The organism is Pseudomonas sp. GW821-FHT10C09 (assembly GCF_059415465.1).
In genome coordinates, this window is the sequence record NZ_JBWKNG010000014.1 from 61,150 (window position 1) to 75,520 (window position 14,371).

16 protein-coding genes and 1 other RNA gene are annotated in these 14,371 nt (G+C 60.7%); 7 read left to right on the top strand and 10 right to left on the bottom strand.

The window, feature by feature from the left end:
* Positions 1-38: 38 nt before the first annotated feature.
* The 7 genes from AC07N8_RS16110 to AC07N8_RS16140 all read right to left on the bottom strand — a co-directional run bounded on the left by AC07N8_RS16110 (position 39) and on the right by AC07N8_RS16140 (position 7,884).
* Positions 39-1,655: an ABC transporter permease gene (locus AC07N8_RS16110; protein ID WP_493144536.1), complete on the bottom strand. Its 1,617-nt coding sequence runs from the start codon at positions 1,653-1,655 to the stop codon at positions 39-41.
* Between the two features lie 184 nt (positions 1,656-1,839).
* Positions 1,840-2,841, bottom strand: coding sequence for an extracellular solute-binding protein (locus tag AC07N8_RS16115; RefSeq protein WP_483843788.1), 1,002 nt, complete (start codon positions 2,839-2,841; stop codon positions 1,840-1,842).
* Positions 2,842-3,073: 232 nt separating this feature from the next.
* A complete protein-coding gene (locus tag AC07N8_RS16120; RefSeq protein WP_483843805.1) occupies positions 3,074-4,291 on the bottom strand; it encodes a 2-octaprenyl-3-methyl-6-methoxy-1,4-benzoquinol hydroxylase in 1,218 nt (405 codons plus the stop codon).
* Between the two features lie 8 nt (positions 4,292-4,299).
* Positions 4,300-4,785, bottom strand: a complete 486-nt coding sequence (locus AC07N8_RS16125) for a DUF4442 domain-containing protein (RefSeq protein ID WP_493144538.1) — start codon at positions 4,783-4,785, stop codon at positions 4,300-4,302.
* A complete protein-coding gene (gene ubiH / locus AC07N8_RS16130) occupies positions 4,778-5,965 on the bottom strand; it encodes a 2-octaprenyl-6-methoxyphenyl hydroxylase (RefSeq protein ID WP_493144540.1) in 1,188 nt (395 codons plus the stop codon). The genes AC07N8_RS16125 and ubiH overlap by 8 nt, the downstream gene beginning before the upstream one ends.
* Positions 5,962-7,296 carry a Xaa-Pro aminopeptidase gene (gene pepP / locus AC07N8_RS16135; RefSeq protein ID WP_483843785.1) on the bottom strand — a complete coding sequence of 445 codons (1,335 nt, stop codon included), beginning with the start codon at positions 7,294-7,296 and terminating at the stop codon, positions 5,962-5,964. The genes ubiH and pepP overlap by 4 nt, the downstream gene beginning before the upstream one ends.
* Positions 7,297-7,323: 27 nt before the next feature.
* A complete protein-coding gene (locus AC07N8_RS16140) occupies positions 7,324-7,884 on the bottom strand; it encodes a YecA/YgfB family protein (RefSeq protein WP_483843784.1) in 561 nt (186 codons plus the stop codon).
* 127 nt (positions 7,885-8,011) lie between these two features.
* Between AC07N8_RS16140 and AC07N8_RS16145 the strand changes: the two genes are divergently transcribed.
* From AC07N8_RS16145 to AC07N8_RS16160, 4 genes are all read left to right on the top strand, one after another.
* Complete coding sequence (locus tag AC07N8_RS16145; RefSeq protein WP_007942437.1) at positions 8,012-8,221, top strand: TIGR02449 family protein; 210 nt, start codon at positions 8,012-8,014, stop codon at positions 8,219-8,221.
* Positions 8,218-8,535 (top strand): cell division protein ZapA, encoded by a 318-nt coding sequence (locus AC07N8_RS16150; protein ID WP_007942435.1) that lies wholly within the window; start codon positions 8,218-8,220, stop codon positions 8,533-8,535. The genes AC07N8_RS16145 and AC07N8_RS16150 overlap by 4 nt, the downstream gene beginning before the upstream one ends.
* Positions 8,536-8,565: 30 nt before the next feature.
* A non-coding RNA gene (ssrS, locus tag AC07N8_RS16155) (6S RNA) lies at positions 8,566-8,744 on the top strand.
* A gap of 86 nt (positions 8,745-8,830) precedes the next feature.
* Positions 8,831-9,436, top strand: coding sequence for a 5-formyltetrahydrofolate cyclo-ligase (locus AC07N8_RS16160; RefSeq protein WP_483843783.1), 606 nt, complete (start codon positions 8,831-8,833; stop codon positions 9,434-9,436).
* Positions 9,437-9,471: 35 nt separating this feature from the next.
* Here the strand turns inward: AC07N8_RS16160 and AC07N8_RS16165 are convergent, their stop codons facing one another.
* On the bottom strand, positions 9,472-9,627 hold the full coding sequence (locus tag AC07N8_RS16165; protein ID WP_172825923.1) for a hypothetical protein: 156 nt from the start codon (positions 9,625-9,627) through the stop codon (positions 9,472-9,474).
* 200 nt (positions 9,628-9,827) lie between these two features.
* Between AC07N8_RS16165 and AC07N8_RS16170 the strand changes: the two genes are divergently transcribed.
* On the top strand, positions 9,828-10,280 hold the full coding sequence (locus AC07N8_RS16170; protein ID WP_483843782.1) for an EVE domain-containing protein: 453 nt from the start codon (positions 9,828-9,830) through the stop codon (positions 10,278-10,280).
* A 125-nt stretch (positions 10,281-10,405) separates the two neighbouring features.
* Here AC07N8_RS16170 and AC07N8_RS16175 read toward each other — a convergent pair whose 3' ends face one another.
* Complete coding sequence (locus tag AC07N8_RS16175) at positions 10,406-10,813, bottom strand: flagellar basal body-associated protein FliL (protein ID WP_123434831.1); 408 nt, start codon at positions 10,811-10,813, stop codon at positions 10,406-10,408.
* Between the two features lie 150 nt (positions 10,814-10,963).
* Here AC07N8_RS16175 and AC07N8_RS16180 point away from each other — a divergent pair, with 150 nt between their 5' ends.
* On the top strand, positions 10,964-11,941 hold the full coding sequence (locus AC07N8_RS16180) for an NADPH:quinone oxidoreductase family protein (RefSeq protein ID WP_493144547.1): 978 nt from the start codon (positions 10,964-10,966) through the stop codon (positions 11,939-11,941).
* 401 nt (positions 11,942-12,342) lie between these two features.
* Positions 12,343-13,692 (top strand): glycerol-3-phosphate transporter, encoded by a 1,350-nt coding sequence (gene glpT / locus AC07N8_RS16185; RefSeq protein WP_493144549.1) that lies wholly within the window; start codon positions 12,343-12,345, stop codon positions 13,690-13,692.
* On the opposite strand, the gene AC07N8_RS16190 is transcribed toward glpT, so the two are convergent.
* The gene (locus AC07N8_RS16190; RefSeq protein ID WP_483843779.1) at positions 13,668-14,336 is read right to left on the bottom strand and encodes a gamma-glutamylcyclotransferase; all 669 of its coding nucleotides are present in this window, start codon (positions 14,334-14,336) and stop codon (positions 13,668-13,670) included. The genes glpT and AC07N8_RS16190 overlap by 25 nt on opposite strands.
* Positions 14,337-14,371 lie beyond the last annotated feature (35 nt).

Genomic DNA, 14,371 nt, shown 5'->3' on the forward strand with positions numbered 1-14,371 from the left:
ATGCCGCGCATTGTAGCCGCAAGGTGTAGGACTGGCACCTAGCTGTTTCGATGCGCCGAACGTCGAATCAATCCGATGACCGGTAACAGGCCGACCAAAACCAGCGTCAGTGCCGGCAAAGACGCCCTCGCCCACTCCCCTTCGCTGGTCATTTCAAAGATCCGCACGGCCAGCGTGTCCCAGCCAAACGGGCGCATCAGCAGGGTGGCGGGCATTTCCTTGAGCACATCGACGAACACCAGCAACGCGGCGCTCAACGTGCCCGGCAACAACAACGGCAGATACACCTTGAAAAACAGTCGTGGCCCACTGACGCCAAGGCTACGTGCTGCTTCGGGCAAAGATGGCCGTATACGCGCCAGGCTGCTTTCCAGTGGTCCATATGCCACCGCGATGAAACGCACCAGATAGGCGAGCAATAACGCCGACAGGCTGCCCAGAAGCAAGGGCTTGCCAGCGCCGCCGAGCCAGCCGGACAGCGGGATGACCAGCTCGCGATCGAGGTAACTGAAGGCCAGCATGATCGACACCGCTAACACCGAACCCGGCAAGGCGTAGCCGAGGTTGGCCAGGCCGATGCCGGAACGGATCGTTCGAGTCGGTGCCAGGCGTCGCGCGAACGCCAGCACCAAGGCAACGCTGACCGTGATCAATGCCGCCATGCCGCCCAGGTACAAGGTGTGAAGAATCAGGCCGGTGTAACGCTCATCCAGATCGAAGCGCCCGCGCTGCCAGAACCACACCAGCAGTTGCAGCATCGGGATGACGAACGCACAGGCGAATACCAAACCGCACCAGCTCATTGCCGCCAGCGCCTTGAAACCCCGCAAGTGATACAACGCCTTGACCCGCGGCCGTTCGTTGCTCGCCCGGTTGGCCCCGCGAGCACGACGCTCGCCGTACAGCACGACCATCACCACCAGCAGCAACAGGCTGGCCAGTTGGGCGGCGGTGGACAGGCTGAAGAATCCGTACCAGGTTTTGTAAATCGCGGTGGTGAACGTGTCGAAGTTGAACACCGACACTGCACCGAAATCCGCCAGGGTTTCCATCAGCGCCAGTGCCACCCCCGCACCAATGGCCGGACGCGCCATCGGCAAGGCCACTCGCCAGAACGCCTGCCACGGCGATTGACCGAGCACCCGGGCGGCTTCCATCAAGCCTTTGCCCTGAGCGAGGAACGCCGTGCGGGCCAGCAGATAGACGTAGGGATAGAAAACCAGCACCAGCACGACAATGACCCCACCGGTGGAGCGCACGCGCGGCAACCTCAGGCCGGTGCCAAACCACTCGCGCATCAGGGTTTGCACGGGGCCGGCGAAATCCAGCAGGCCGACGAAGACAAACGCCAGCACGTAGGCCGGAATCGCAAACGGCAGCATCAGCGCCCAGTCCAGCCAGCGCCGGCCGGGAAACTCACAGAGGCTGGTGAGCCACGCGAGGCTGACGCCCAGCAGCGTGACGCCGACCCCGACGCCAACTATCAGAGTCAGGGTGTTGCCCAACAGGCGCGGCATCTGGGTGTCCCAGAGGTGGGACCAGATCTGTTGATCGATGGTTTGCCAGGACAGCAGTAGAACACTGAGGGGCAACAAGACCAGCGCAGCGATGGCGAAGACCAGGGGATACCAGCGGCGTTGGGCGGGGTGGGCCAAGGGGGTTCTCTAGAAAGTGTTGGGCTAACTCAAACCTGCAGTCAGCTCCATTGTGTGGCGAGGGAGCTTGCTCCCGCTCGGGTGCGAAGCAGCCGCATAGGGTATCAGGCCGTTAGGGCTGCTTCGCAGCCCAGCGGGAGCAAGCTCCCTCGCCACAGGTACGTCACTCGCCACAAAGGCAGTGTCAGTTCCAGCCAGCGCGATCCATCATGCGGATTGCTTCGGCCTGACGCTTGCCCGCCACTTCCACCGGCAGGGTATCGGCCACGAACTTGCCCCAGGCTGCCACTTCTTCCGAAGGCGCTACCGCCGGGTTGGCCGGGAATTCCTGGTTCACGTCGGCGAAAATCTTCTGCGCCTCAGGAGTGGTCATCCACTCGACCAGTGCCTTGGCCGCTTCCGGGTGTGGCGCGTGTTTGGTCAGGCCAATACCCGACAGGTTGACGTGCACACCGCGGTCAGCCTGGTTCGGCCAGAACAGCTTTACGCCCAGATCAGGCTTCTGCTTGTGCAGGCGACCGTAGTAGTAGGTGTTGACGATACCGACATCACATTGGCCCGCGTTGATCGCTTCCAGCACCGCAACGTCATCCGAGAATACGTCGGTGGACAGGTTGCTCACCCAGCCCTTGAGGATCTTCTCGGTTTTTTCGGCGCCGTGGACTTCGATCATGGTGGCGGTCAGGGACTGGTTGTAGACCTTCTTCGCCGTGCGCAGGCACAGGCGCCCTTCCCAGTTCTTGTCGGCCAGTGCTTCGTAAGTGGTCAGCTCGCCCGGCTTCACCCGAGCCGTGGAGTAAGCGATGGTCCGCGCCCGCAGGCTCAGGCCGGTCCAGGCGTGGGAGGCCGCGCGGTATTGCAGCGGAATGTTGGTATCGATCACTTTGGAGGTGAACGGCTGCAGGATGCCCATTTGCTCGGCCTGCCAGAGGTTACCGGCATCGACCGTCAACAGCAGGTCGGCGGTAGCGTTCTCGCCCTCGGCCTTGATGCGCTGCATCAGCGGCGCTTCCTTGTCGGTGATGAACTTCACCTTCACCCCGGTCTTGGCGGTGTAGGCGTCGAAGACCGGTTTGATCAGCTCGTCGATACGCGAGGAGTAAACCACCACCTCGTCAGCGGCCTGGGCGGCGGTGCTGCCAATCAGGGACAGGGCGAGTGCGGTCAGTAGACGCTTCGGCAACATGGGGAGCGATCTCTCGATAGAAAAAGTGAGGCCAAATGATAAGGACTCACATTTAGCATCTCAATCGATCAGTTCGCGGAGGAGTTACCAGATGTTGCATCGACTGAGATATGCGGTGAATGTTCCGGCCTCTTCGCGAGCAGGCTCGCTCCCACAGGGGTTTTGTGAACACTGAAAATTCCCTGTGGGAGCGAGCCTGCTCGCGAAGGGGCCATCAGCCGCAACGAAAATGTCAGGCCTTGGCCAGCGCCGGCAAATCCCCGGTGAGCCCAAGCGCCTCACGCACAAACAACGCCTTGGCCTCGGGCATCTTCTCAACCATCTTCAACCCGGCATTGCGCAACCAGCGCACTGGCAACGGGTCGGCCTGGAACAACCGCTCAAACCCTTCCATCGCCGCCATCAGCGCCAGGTTGTGAGGCATGCGTCGGCGCTCGTAACGGCTCAGCACTTTGACATCCGCCAGGCGCTCACCCCGCTCAAACGCTTGCAGCAGTACTTCGGCCAACACGGCAGCATCCAGGAAACCAAGGTTCACACCCTGCCCGGCCAGCGGGTGAATGGTGTGCGCCGCGTCGCCGATCAATGCCAGGCCTTCGGCCACATAACGCTTGGCGTGACGCTGACGCAGCGGCACGCACAAACGCGGGTCGGCGCTGAGCACGGTGCCGAGTCGCCCTTCAAAGGCACGTTCCAGCTCGCGGCAAAAGCCGTCGTCGTCCAGCGCCATCAGGCGTTCGGCTTCACTCGGCGTGGTCGACCAGACGATCGAACACCAATCCTGCTGCCCATCACGCTCCAGCGGCAAAAACGCCAGCGGACCGTTGTCGGTGAAACGCTGCCAGGCCGTCATTTGATGCGCCTTGGAGCTACGCACACTGGTGACAATCGCGTGGTGCAGGTAGTCCCACTCGCGCGTCGCCATCCCGGTCAAACGCCGAACGGCCGAGTTGGCGCCGTCAGCCGCAATCACCAACGGTGCGCGCAAGGTGCGGCCGTCCGCCAGGGTCAGCAGCCAGTCATCGCCCGAGCGGCGCATCTGCTCCAGACGCGCATTGGCCAGCATCCCGAGGTCGCAGTCGTGCAAACGGTCGAGCAAGGCGTCCTGAACCACACGGTTTTCGACGATGTGCCCAAGCACATCGGCATGCACGCTGGCGGCCGAGAAATGAATCTGCCCGGTGCCGCTGCCGTCCCATACGTGCATGTCGGTGTAAGGGCTGCTGCGTCGCTTGGCGATGCCGTCCCACACGCCCAGGCGTTCGAGAATGCGCTGGCTGGCCGTCGACAAGGCGCTCACTCGCGGTTCGAACGGCGCTTGGCCATCGAAGGGTTTGACGCTCAGGGGGCTGCCGTCCAGCAACAGGACTTCCAGCCCGCTGTCCTGCAACGCCAGCGCCAAGGCGCTGCCGACCATTCCGGCCCCGACAATCAGCAGATCTGCGCGCATGTCCATGCTTAAGCCTGTCTCGCTTGCGGCTTGAGCCGCACGTAAAGGGTTTTTTCGACCCGTGCCACCAAGGTGCCGGCGCCGTCGTGAATATCGACCTGCAACTTCGGCAGGTATTTTTCGCCATCGGCCGTTTGCCGGCGGATCTCGTCGAGCAAGGTCTCGTCGATGCGGAATTTGGCAAACACCGGGCCTTTGCCCGGCGAAATGAAATCGATGTCGGCGGCTTTGTCCCAGACGATGTAACGATGCCCGAGGTTTTCCATCAGCATCAGCATGTAGAACGGATCGACCATCGAATACAGGCTGCCACCAAACTGGGTGCCCACGTAATTGCGGTTGTACCAGCCCAGGCCCATGGACACCGTGATGTCGCGGAAGTCATCACTGATGTGCCGCACCCGAACCCCGGCGCCCATGTACGGCGGGTAAAAGGACATAAACCAACGCATCACCCGCGCTTTGCCGAACCTGTTCGTCAGCCACTTAAGCATCGGGGCGTGTACCCAGACCCATGGCCTGCCGGGCGAACCAGCGCTTGGCCGGCGGCAACAGATCGAGACCGAGCAGGCCGAGATTGCGACCCAGCGACACCAGCGGCTGGGTGCTGCCGAACAACCGGGTGACCTGATCGGAGAAGCCCACGGTCAGGTTTTGATCCAGACGCTGGCGCTCGCGGTAAGCCTGCAAGGTGGCAAAGTCGCCCGGCCCGTTCTCGCTGGCCAACAAGGCCTCGGCCAACGCTTGCGCATCGCGCAGCGACAGGTTGAAACCCTGGCCGGCAATCGGGTGCAGGCTGTGGGCCGCGTTGCCGAGGATCGCCAGATGCGGACGCACCTGCTCTTCGGCTTCGATCAGCGTCAGCGGGTAAAGATGCCGCGCGCCGACCTGTTTCAACGTGCCGAGGCGATAGCCGAACACACTCTGCAATTCGCTGAGGAAACTCTTTTCATCCAGTGCAGCCAGCCGTTGCGCGTCCATGCCCAGACGGGTCCAGACCAAGGCGCAGCGGTTTTCCGGCAGCGGCAACAACGCCATCGGGCCGTCGTCGGTGAATCGCTCGAACGCCATGCCGTTATGCGCTTCGCTCGGGGTAATGTTGGCGATCAGCGCGCTCTGGTTATACGGACGCGTCTTGATGCCGATTCCCAGTTGCTCGCGCAGGCCCGAACGGCCGCCGTCAGCGAGCACCGCGAGGTCACATTCCAGGGTGGTTTCGTCATTGAGGGTCAGGCGGTAGCCATCGGTCAGCGGCTCCATGCGCGTGACTTCTGCCGGGCAACGCCAGGCGACCACGTCCTTGTCCAGACCTTGCCAGAGGCATTGGCCGAGCCAGGCGTTTTCCACCACATAACCCAGCGCCGGAACACCTTCTTCCATCGCCGATAAACGCGCGGTGGAAAAACGTCCACGGTCAGAGACATGAATCTGCTTGATCGGCTCGGCGCGGCGGGAGATTTCCTGCCACACGCCCAACCGTTGATAAATCTGCTTGGCGCCGTAGGACAGCGCCGAAGAGCGCGCGTCGTAGCTCGGCTGATAGGTATCGCCGGGAGCGAAGGGCTCGATCAGGACGATCTTCCAGCCGCGCGCTTTAGCCCCGGCCTGCAACGCCAATGCAAGACTGGCGCCGACCAGGCCGCCACCGATGATTGCCAGATTGACCCGGCTCATGCTGCTTGTGTCCGCGCTTGCGCCATCAGGGCCTCGATGTCGGCGACCGTTTTCGGCACGCCTTTGGTCAATATTTCACAACCGGTCTTGGTCACCACCACGTCGTCCTCGATGCGCACGCCGATGCCGCGCCATTTCTTCGCCACGTTCTGGTTGTCCGGGGAAATGTAGATCCCCGGCTCCACCGTCAGCGCCATGCCGACTTCCAGCACTCGCCATTCGCCGCCGACCTTGTATTCGCCGACGTCATGCACATCCATCCCCAGCCAGTGGCCGGCACGGTGCATGTAAAACGCTTTGTAGGCTTCGCTGGCGATCAGTTCGTCGACGTCACCCTGCAACAGGCCGAGCTTCACCAGCCCGGTGGTAATCACCCGGACCGTGGCTTCGTGCGCCTGATTCCAGTGTTTGTTCGGGGCGATTTCGGCGAAGGCGGCTTCTTGCGAGGCCAGCACCAACTCGTAGATCGCTTTCTGTTCCGGTGAATACTTGCCGTTGACCGGCCAGGTGCGGGTGATGTCGCTGGCGTAGCAGTCGATCTCGCAACCGGCGTCGATCAGCACCAGGTCACCGTCCTTGAGCACCGCATCATTCTGCTGGTAATGCAGGATGCAGCTGTTGCGCCCGGCGGCGACGATTGAACCGTAGGCCGGCATTTTCGCTCCGCCCTTGCGGAACTCGTAATCAAGCTCGGCTTCGAGACTGAACTCGTGCAGCCCGGCGCGGCTGGCCTGCATCGCGCGGATATGCGCCTGGGCGGAAATCCGTGCGGCTTCGCGCATCACCTTCACTTCTGCCGCCGATTTATACAGGCGCATGTCGTGAAGCAGATGATCCAGCGCAACAAATTCGTTCGGCGGCTGGGCACCGAGGTGCGCTTTGGAGCGGATCACGTTGATCCAGTCCATCAGGTGCCGGTCGAATTCGGGGTTGCTGCCCATGGCCGAATACACCCGGTCGCGCCCTTCAATGAGGCCCGGCAGGATGTCGTCGATGTCGGTGATGGGGAAAGCGTCGTCGGCGCCAAAGTCACGGATCGCGCCTTCCTGGCCGGCGCGCAAACCGTCCCACAACTCGCGTTCGGCGTTGCGCTCACGGCAGAACAGGATGTATTCGCCGTGGGCACGCCCCGGCATCAACACGAGGACCGCTTGCGGCTCGGGAAAGCCGCTCAGGTACTGGAAATCACTGTCCTGGCGATAGACGTGCTCGACGTCGCGGTTGCGGATGGCGACCGCGGCGGCGGGCAGGATCGCGATGCTGTTGGGTTCCATCTGCGCCATCAAGGCCTTGCGGCGACGGCTGTATTCCGGTTTCGGGATATGAATCATGGGCAGATGGCTTTTCCTGGCACGCGATTAATGCAACGACGGTTTGGCGGCTGGCGGCACGTCCGCTTTTTTGGTTTCGGAGAACAGCAGCAGCGGTGCGACGCGCAGGTATTCCATGACTTCCATGTAATCGCTTTCGCCGTCTTCGGACTCTTCCAGGGCGTCTTGCACCTGAGAAATGGCCGCCAGGTCCTGCAATACTTCGGTGGCTTCAGTGCTGAGCGTGCTGCTGTCCCGGCAGTTCAAGCCGAAACCGCTGAGGAAGCCCTGGCACCACTCACCCAGTGCGACGGCACGGTCAACCAAGGGCGCGTCATCGGTCGGCAGCAGCAGAACAACGGTCACGTCGTCGCCGGTCAGCTCGCCCTTGACCATCTCCTGCAAGCCGATCAAGGCGTTGCGGACATTGTCCTGCGGTTCGCTTTCCAGCAGTTCGGCGGCATCGATCAACCACTCTTCGGCATTGAAACCGGCACCGGCGCAACTGCGGCCGAGCAACAGGCCATGCAGTTCGGCAGGCGAGACGTTATGACCGCTGGAGGTCAGCAGTGTGGCGAAGGCTTGGTACGGGGAATTCTGAATGGTCATGGGCAGCTAGGCGCCAGACGGCGCTATGTCTAGAATGAAGGCCTTGTATCCTACATCGACAGACTCGCCAAGACTATTAAAGGCTGTCCGCCAGCTACCCCCATCAAGCACACATTCAGTGGACACAATGGAAGACACCGACCTGCAAGCGCTGATGGCCAGACTCGAACTGCTAATTAGTCGAGTCGAGCAACTAAAGAGCCAAAACGGACTCTTACTAGCTCAGGAAAAGACCTGGCGCGAGGAACGCGCGCACCTCATTGAAAAAAACGAAATCGCCCGGCGTAAGGTTGAATCGATGATTTCGCGCCTCAAGGCCCTGGAGCAAGACTCATGAGTTCAAGCAATAGCGTTACCGTGCAGATCCTCGATAAAGAATATTCGATCATCTGCCCCCAGGAAGAACGCAGCAATCTGGTGAGTGCCGCCCGCTACCTGGACGGCAAGATGCGCGAAATCCGCAGCAGCGGCAAAGTCATCGGCGCCGACCGCATCGCCGTCATGGCCGCGCTGAACATCACGCATGACCTGCTGCACAAGGAAGAACGCCCGGATGTACAGGCCAGCGGCTCGACTCGTGAACAGGTGCGCGACCTGCTGGACCGCGTCGATCTGGTGCTCGCTACCGATCCGGACGTCACCAAGGGCTGAAACACGAAACCGCTTGGGGTATACTCGCATCACTCCCTGGGGTGCTTGCCAGTTGACCACGTCCCTGAGCCGATTCGCACTACCCTGGAGGCTGCACGTTGGGCTGGTGTGCATGTCCGCTAGACGGAAAGCCTTAAAGCCTACTGCATCTTCCACCTTGAACTTTCGGGTTCAAGGGCTAAGTCAGCAGCGGTTCATCCGGGGAGCCTGATTCCAGTCCGATGGCGGTTTAATTACCGGCATCGGCTTTTTTACGGGTACGCTTTACGTATTCGTCCTGTCGAAGCCTGAATTCATGACCGAACCTGCGCTGCTGCCCCGCCCGCAACTTCGACGCATGCTGCGCAAGGCCCGCCGCGCACTGACTCCCAGTCAACAGCGCCAGGCTGCTCGCGGGCTGTACAAGCAATTGGCTCAACAGCCGTTGTTTCGACGCGCCAGACACATCTCCCTGTACCTGCCGACCGACGGTGAAATCGACCCGCGCGTTCTGCTGCGTGCCGCCCAACGCCGCGGTAAGGCGACGTATCTGCCGGTGCTCAGTGCCTGGCCGCGCACCAAAATGGTGTTCCAGCGCATTCGCCCCGGCGAAAAACTCAAACCCAACCGCTTTCGAATTCTCGAACCCCTGCACAACCTCGCCCGACAACGCAAAGTCTGGGCGCTGGATCTGATTCTGTTGCCGCTGGTGGGTTTTGACGATGTCGGCGGGCGCCTGGGCATGGGCGGCGGCTTCTACGATCGAAGCCTCGCGTACCTGGCGCGCCGCAAAACCTGGCGCAAGCCGACGCTGCTGGGGCTGGCCCATGAATGTCAGAAAGTCGAACGATTGGCTCAGGCGAGTTGGGATGTGCCGTTGCAAGGAACGGTGACAGACAAGGCGTGGTATTTCGCAGGCTAGACGCCACTGCGATCAGCGGCGTCCAAAAGACCGGTTTAGCGCTTGAACGCCGATGGCTGCTGTTGCTGCTGCGCGATTTCGATCGGCGCGTCGGTCTTGTTATTCCACAGGCTTTGGGCATAACCGGTGGTTACGACGCCGAGGCCGAACAAGATAACCAAAATCCATAGTAAATCCGGTTTGCGTTTCATCGATTGCCCCCCAAAGGCACATCAACACGATGACAGCAGCGGTTCCGTTTCGGGTGTAGGCCGTGCAGCAGCGTCAAGCTTAGAAGGCCGGCATTTTGCGACAACGTGAACTGACACGCAAACGCTGGCGTCAACCGACTGTCGGTTTGTCATAAAATTGCCCGACAACCTGTCCACACACCTCGCAAGGAGCAAAATCCATGGCCTATTGGCTGATGAAATCCGAGCCCGACGAACTCTCGATCAAAGGTCTGGAGAAGCTGGGCCGAGCGCGCTGGGACGGGGTTCGCAACTATCAGGCGCGTAACTTTTTGCGCGCCATGGCGGTCGGTGATGCGTTTTTCTTCTATCACTCCAGCTGCCCCGAGCCGGGAATTGCCGGAATCGGAAAAATTGTCGAAGCGGCGTATCCGGACCCGACAGCGCTGGAGCCGGAGAGTCATTACTACGATCCCAAGGCCACGCCTGAGAAAAACGCCTGGAGTGCGATTGATGTCGAGCATGTCGAGACGTTTGCCAGGGTGTTGAAGCTGGATTATTTGAAGCAGCAGACGGCGTTGGCCGAGATGCCACTGGTGCAAAAGGGGTCGAGATTGTCGGTGATGCCGGTGACGGCTGAGCAATGGGCGGCGGTGATTGCGCTAAAGCCTTGAGACATTTTGCGGCTGCAAGAATGCTTTCGCGAGCAGGCTCGCTCCCACAAGGGCTCTTCAGTGAATGCAGATCCAGTGTGGGAGCGAGCCCGCTCGCGAAGAGGCCAGCCCGGACAGCGAATGACTTATTGAATGATCAGGTTGTTAAACAACAAATCCTCAACCACCGGCTTGCCGGTCTCGTCGTTCATCACTTGCTGCGTCTGCTTCAAAGCTTCCTGGCGCAGCTTCTCCTTGGCTTCAACGTTGCTCATCGTCTCGGTCGTCTGCTGGGCAAACAACGCCACCAGTTGATTACGGATCAACGGCTCGTTGGCCTTCACCGCTTTGGTGGCGTCATCACCGGTCACGCGCAAGGCCACATCAGCCTTGTAGACCTTGAGCTTCGGCGTACCGTCCAGCCCGTAGTTGCCCACGAACGGTGGGCTCAGGGTGATGTAATTGACCTTCGGAGCTTCACCTTCTTTGGCTTCTTCGGCCATCGCTGCCACAGGCAGAGACAGGGCCAGCAACAACATGATCCACGCTTTCACAATTCGCTCCTTATCCGGTTTGCGGCCTAGCATAACGACCCGCAGCTCAAGCACAAGCTTATGGCTGACTATCAGGGTCGGGCATGCTCGTTGACCCATCGACTCACACACCTACACTTATCGGCCATTACTCCCAAAGGAATAGCCCTGATGAAAGCCGTGCTGTGCAAAGCCTTCGGCCCTGCCGAATCGCTGGTGCTGGAAGACGTCGCCAGTCCTGTCGCGAAGAAGAACGAAATCCTGCTGGACGTGCACGCCGCCGGGGTGAATTTCCCGGACACGCTGATCATCGAGGGCAAATACCAGTTCAAGCCGCCCTTCCCGTTTTCGCCGGGCGGTGAAGCGGCCGGCGTGGTCAGCGCGGTGGGCGAAAAGATCAGCCACCTCAAGGTCGGTGATCGCGTCATGGCCCTGACCGGCTGGGGCAGCTTTGCCGAACAGGTCGCCGTGCCGGGCTACAACGTGCTGCCGATTCCACCCTCGATGGACTTCAACACCGCCGCCGCTTTTAGCATGACCTACGGCACGTCGATGCACGCCCTCAAGCAGCGGGCAAACCTGCAACCCGGCGAAACCCTGCTGGTGCTGGGCGCTTCCGGCGGTGTGGGCCTCGCGGCCGTGGAAATCGGCAAAGCCATGGGCGCCCGCGTGATTGCCGCCGCCAGCAGCGCCGAAAAACTTGCCGTGGCCAAGGCGGCCGGCGCCGATGAGCTGATCAACTACAGCGAAACCAGCCTCAAGGACGAGATCAAGCGCCTGACCGATGGCCAGGGCGCCGACGTGATCTACGACCCGGTCGGCGGCGACCTGTTTGACCAGGCCGTGCGCGCCATCGCCTGGAACGGCCGCCTGCTGGTGGTCGGTTTCGCCAGCGGCCGCATTCCGGAATTCCCGGTCAACCTCGCGCTGCTCAAAGGCGCGGCCGTGGTTGGTGTGTTCTGGGGTTCGTTTGCCCAGCGCCAGCCGCAAGACAACGCGGCGAACTTCCAGCAACTGTTTGGCTGGTTTGCCGAGGGCAAGTTGAAGCCGCTGGTGTCGCAGGTGTATCCGCTAAACAACGCGGCGCAAGCGATCAACGATCTCGGCCAGCGCAAGGCGGTCGGGAAAGTCGTGGTTCAGGTTCGCTGAGCCGGAAAATGCGGTCTGGATTGTCCAGACCGCATTTTTATTGGCCGGGACTAAAACAACTTCCGAACCTCCTCCGGCAGCAGACTCACATACCTGCGCACTGGACTTGCCCGGCATTCCCTGACGATTCTAAATGCCTTTCCTGCAAAACGCCGCGACGTCCCATTCCAACGCAGGACATTTCCCAAAGCCTCGTCCTACCCCGGACTGAAATGCGTCGTTAAAGCGTGCCAAAGACGTTTCCCACAACGCCCTTCACTTATACCTGTGCGACATGTTCATAAAGGAACACTCGATTGCCCACATTTCCGCTGTTTTGCTAATGCGAACCGGTGCTATTTTCGGTAACGAAACTGTAACATTCGCATCCGCAGTCAAAACAAGAAATCTGGAGCTCTTGAATGTTTGCTTTCTTTCGCCCTGCCGCACATCAGGCTCCATTGCCTGACGAAAAAATCGATGACACGTACAAACGCCTCCGCTGGCAGATCTTCGCCGGGATATTCATTGGCTATGCGGGTTACTACCTGCTGCGCAAGAACTTCACCCTGGCGTTCCCGGACCTGATTGCCCAAGGCTACACAAAGGGTCAACTGGGCGTGGCCATGTCGGCGATTGCGATCGCCTACGGCCTGTCCAAGTTTCTGATGGGCATCGTGTCCGACCGCTCCAACCCGCGTTACTTCCTGCCCTTTGGCCTGGTGGTCTCCGCGGGGGTCATGTTCGTGTTCGGTTTCGCACCTTGGGCAACGTCCAGCGTGACCATGATGTTCATCCTGTTGTTCATCAACGGCTGGGCCCAAGGCATGGGCTGGCCGCCAAGTGGCCGGACCATGGTGCACTGGTGGTCGCAGAAAGAACGCGGTCAGGTGGTGTCGGTGTGGAACACGGCGCATAACGTGGGCGGCGGTTTGATCGGCCCGTTGGCGATTCTCGGCATGGGCTGGTTCAACGACTGGCACAGCAAGTTCTATGTACCCGCTGCCGTGGCGCTGCTGGTCGCCGTGTTCGCCTTCATTGTGATGCGCGATACACCGCAATCGACCGGCCTGCCGCCAATCGAGAAATACAAAAACGATTACCCGGACGGCTACGACGCCAGCCACGAAGAAGAATTCAGCGCCAAGGACATCTTCGTCAAATACGTGCTGCGCAACAAAATGCTCTGGTTCATCGCCCTGGCCAACGTCTTCGTCTACCTGCTGCGCTACGGCATCCTCGACTGGGCGCCGACCTACCTCAAAGAGGTCAAGCACTTCGACTTCGACAAGACCTCGTGGGCTTACTTCCTGTACGAGTGGGCCGGTATTCCGGGCACGCTGCTGTGCGGCTGGATGTCGGACAAGATCTTCCGCGGCAACCGTGGCCTGACCGGCATGGTGTTCATGGCGTTGGTGACCGTGGCGACAATCGTGTACTGGCTGAACCCGCCGGGTAACCCGATGATCGACATGATCTCGCTGTTCGCCATCGGCTTCCTGATCTACGGCCCGGTGATGCTGGTCGGCTTGCAAGCGCTGGAACTGGTGCCGAAGAAAGCCGCCGGGACTGCCGCGGGCTTTACCGGTCTGTTCGGTTATCTGGGTGGTTCAGTCGCGGCCAGTGCCCTGATGGGTTACACCGTGGACTATTTTGGCTGGGATGGCGGTTTCATTCTGCTGGTCGTTGCCTGCCTGCTGGCGATGGCGTTCCTGGCGCCCACGCTGGGCCACAAGAACGTCGCCAGTCAGACCCGCGAAGCGATCGCCTGATCGGATTGTGATTTGCAGCGCTTGAGCCGCGCCTCCAGATTCCGGTCTGGCATGGCGTGGCTACGCAGGGCGTGAGCGGTCTGCTCGACATAATCGCGAGTGGTACCGTAGCGCCCGCAAGCGTTTTCAAACACATGGCTCAGCACATGATCCGGCAAGTTGCCGGCATAGCTGGGCAGGTGCCGCTCCAGTACAAATCCCAACGCCTGAACCTGGCTTCCGTCTTCAAGACGGCAGTTGAGCCAGTGTGGGCGATAGGACGGGAATGGCATTTCGCGCTGCCAGAGTGCGTAAAGCGAGGCTTCAAGTTGTTCTTCGGGCAAGCGATACGCGAAGCCGCTGCAAGAACCGCCACGATCCAGACCAAACACCAGGCCAGGCACTTCGGGTGTGCCGCGATGTTCGTGGGACCACAGGTACAAACCGCGATGGTAACCATGCACCCGGCCGCGCACGCGTTCTACTGCGGCGCATTCAGGACGCCAGATCAGCGAACCGTAAGCGAACAACCAGACTGGCCCGCCCTTGTGGCGCGCCATGGTCGACTGCATGGAGCAGAGTAATTGTTCGTGCGTGAGCTGCGGCCCCAGATCGAGCTGCGGAGGGTAAGCCAGATTCAAAAAAGCAGATTCAACGGCATTCATGGCAATGGAGTTTCGGCCCTGCGAGTATTGCAAAA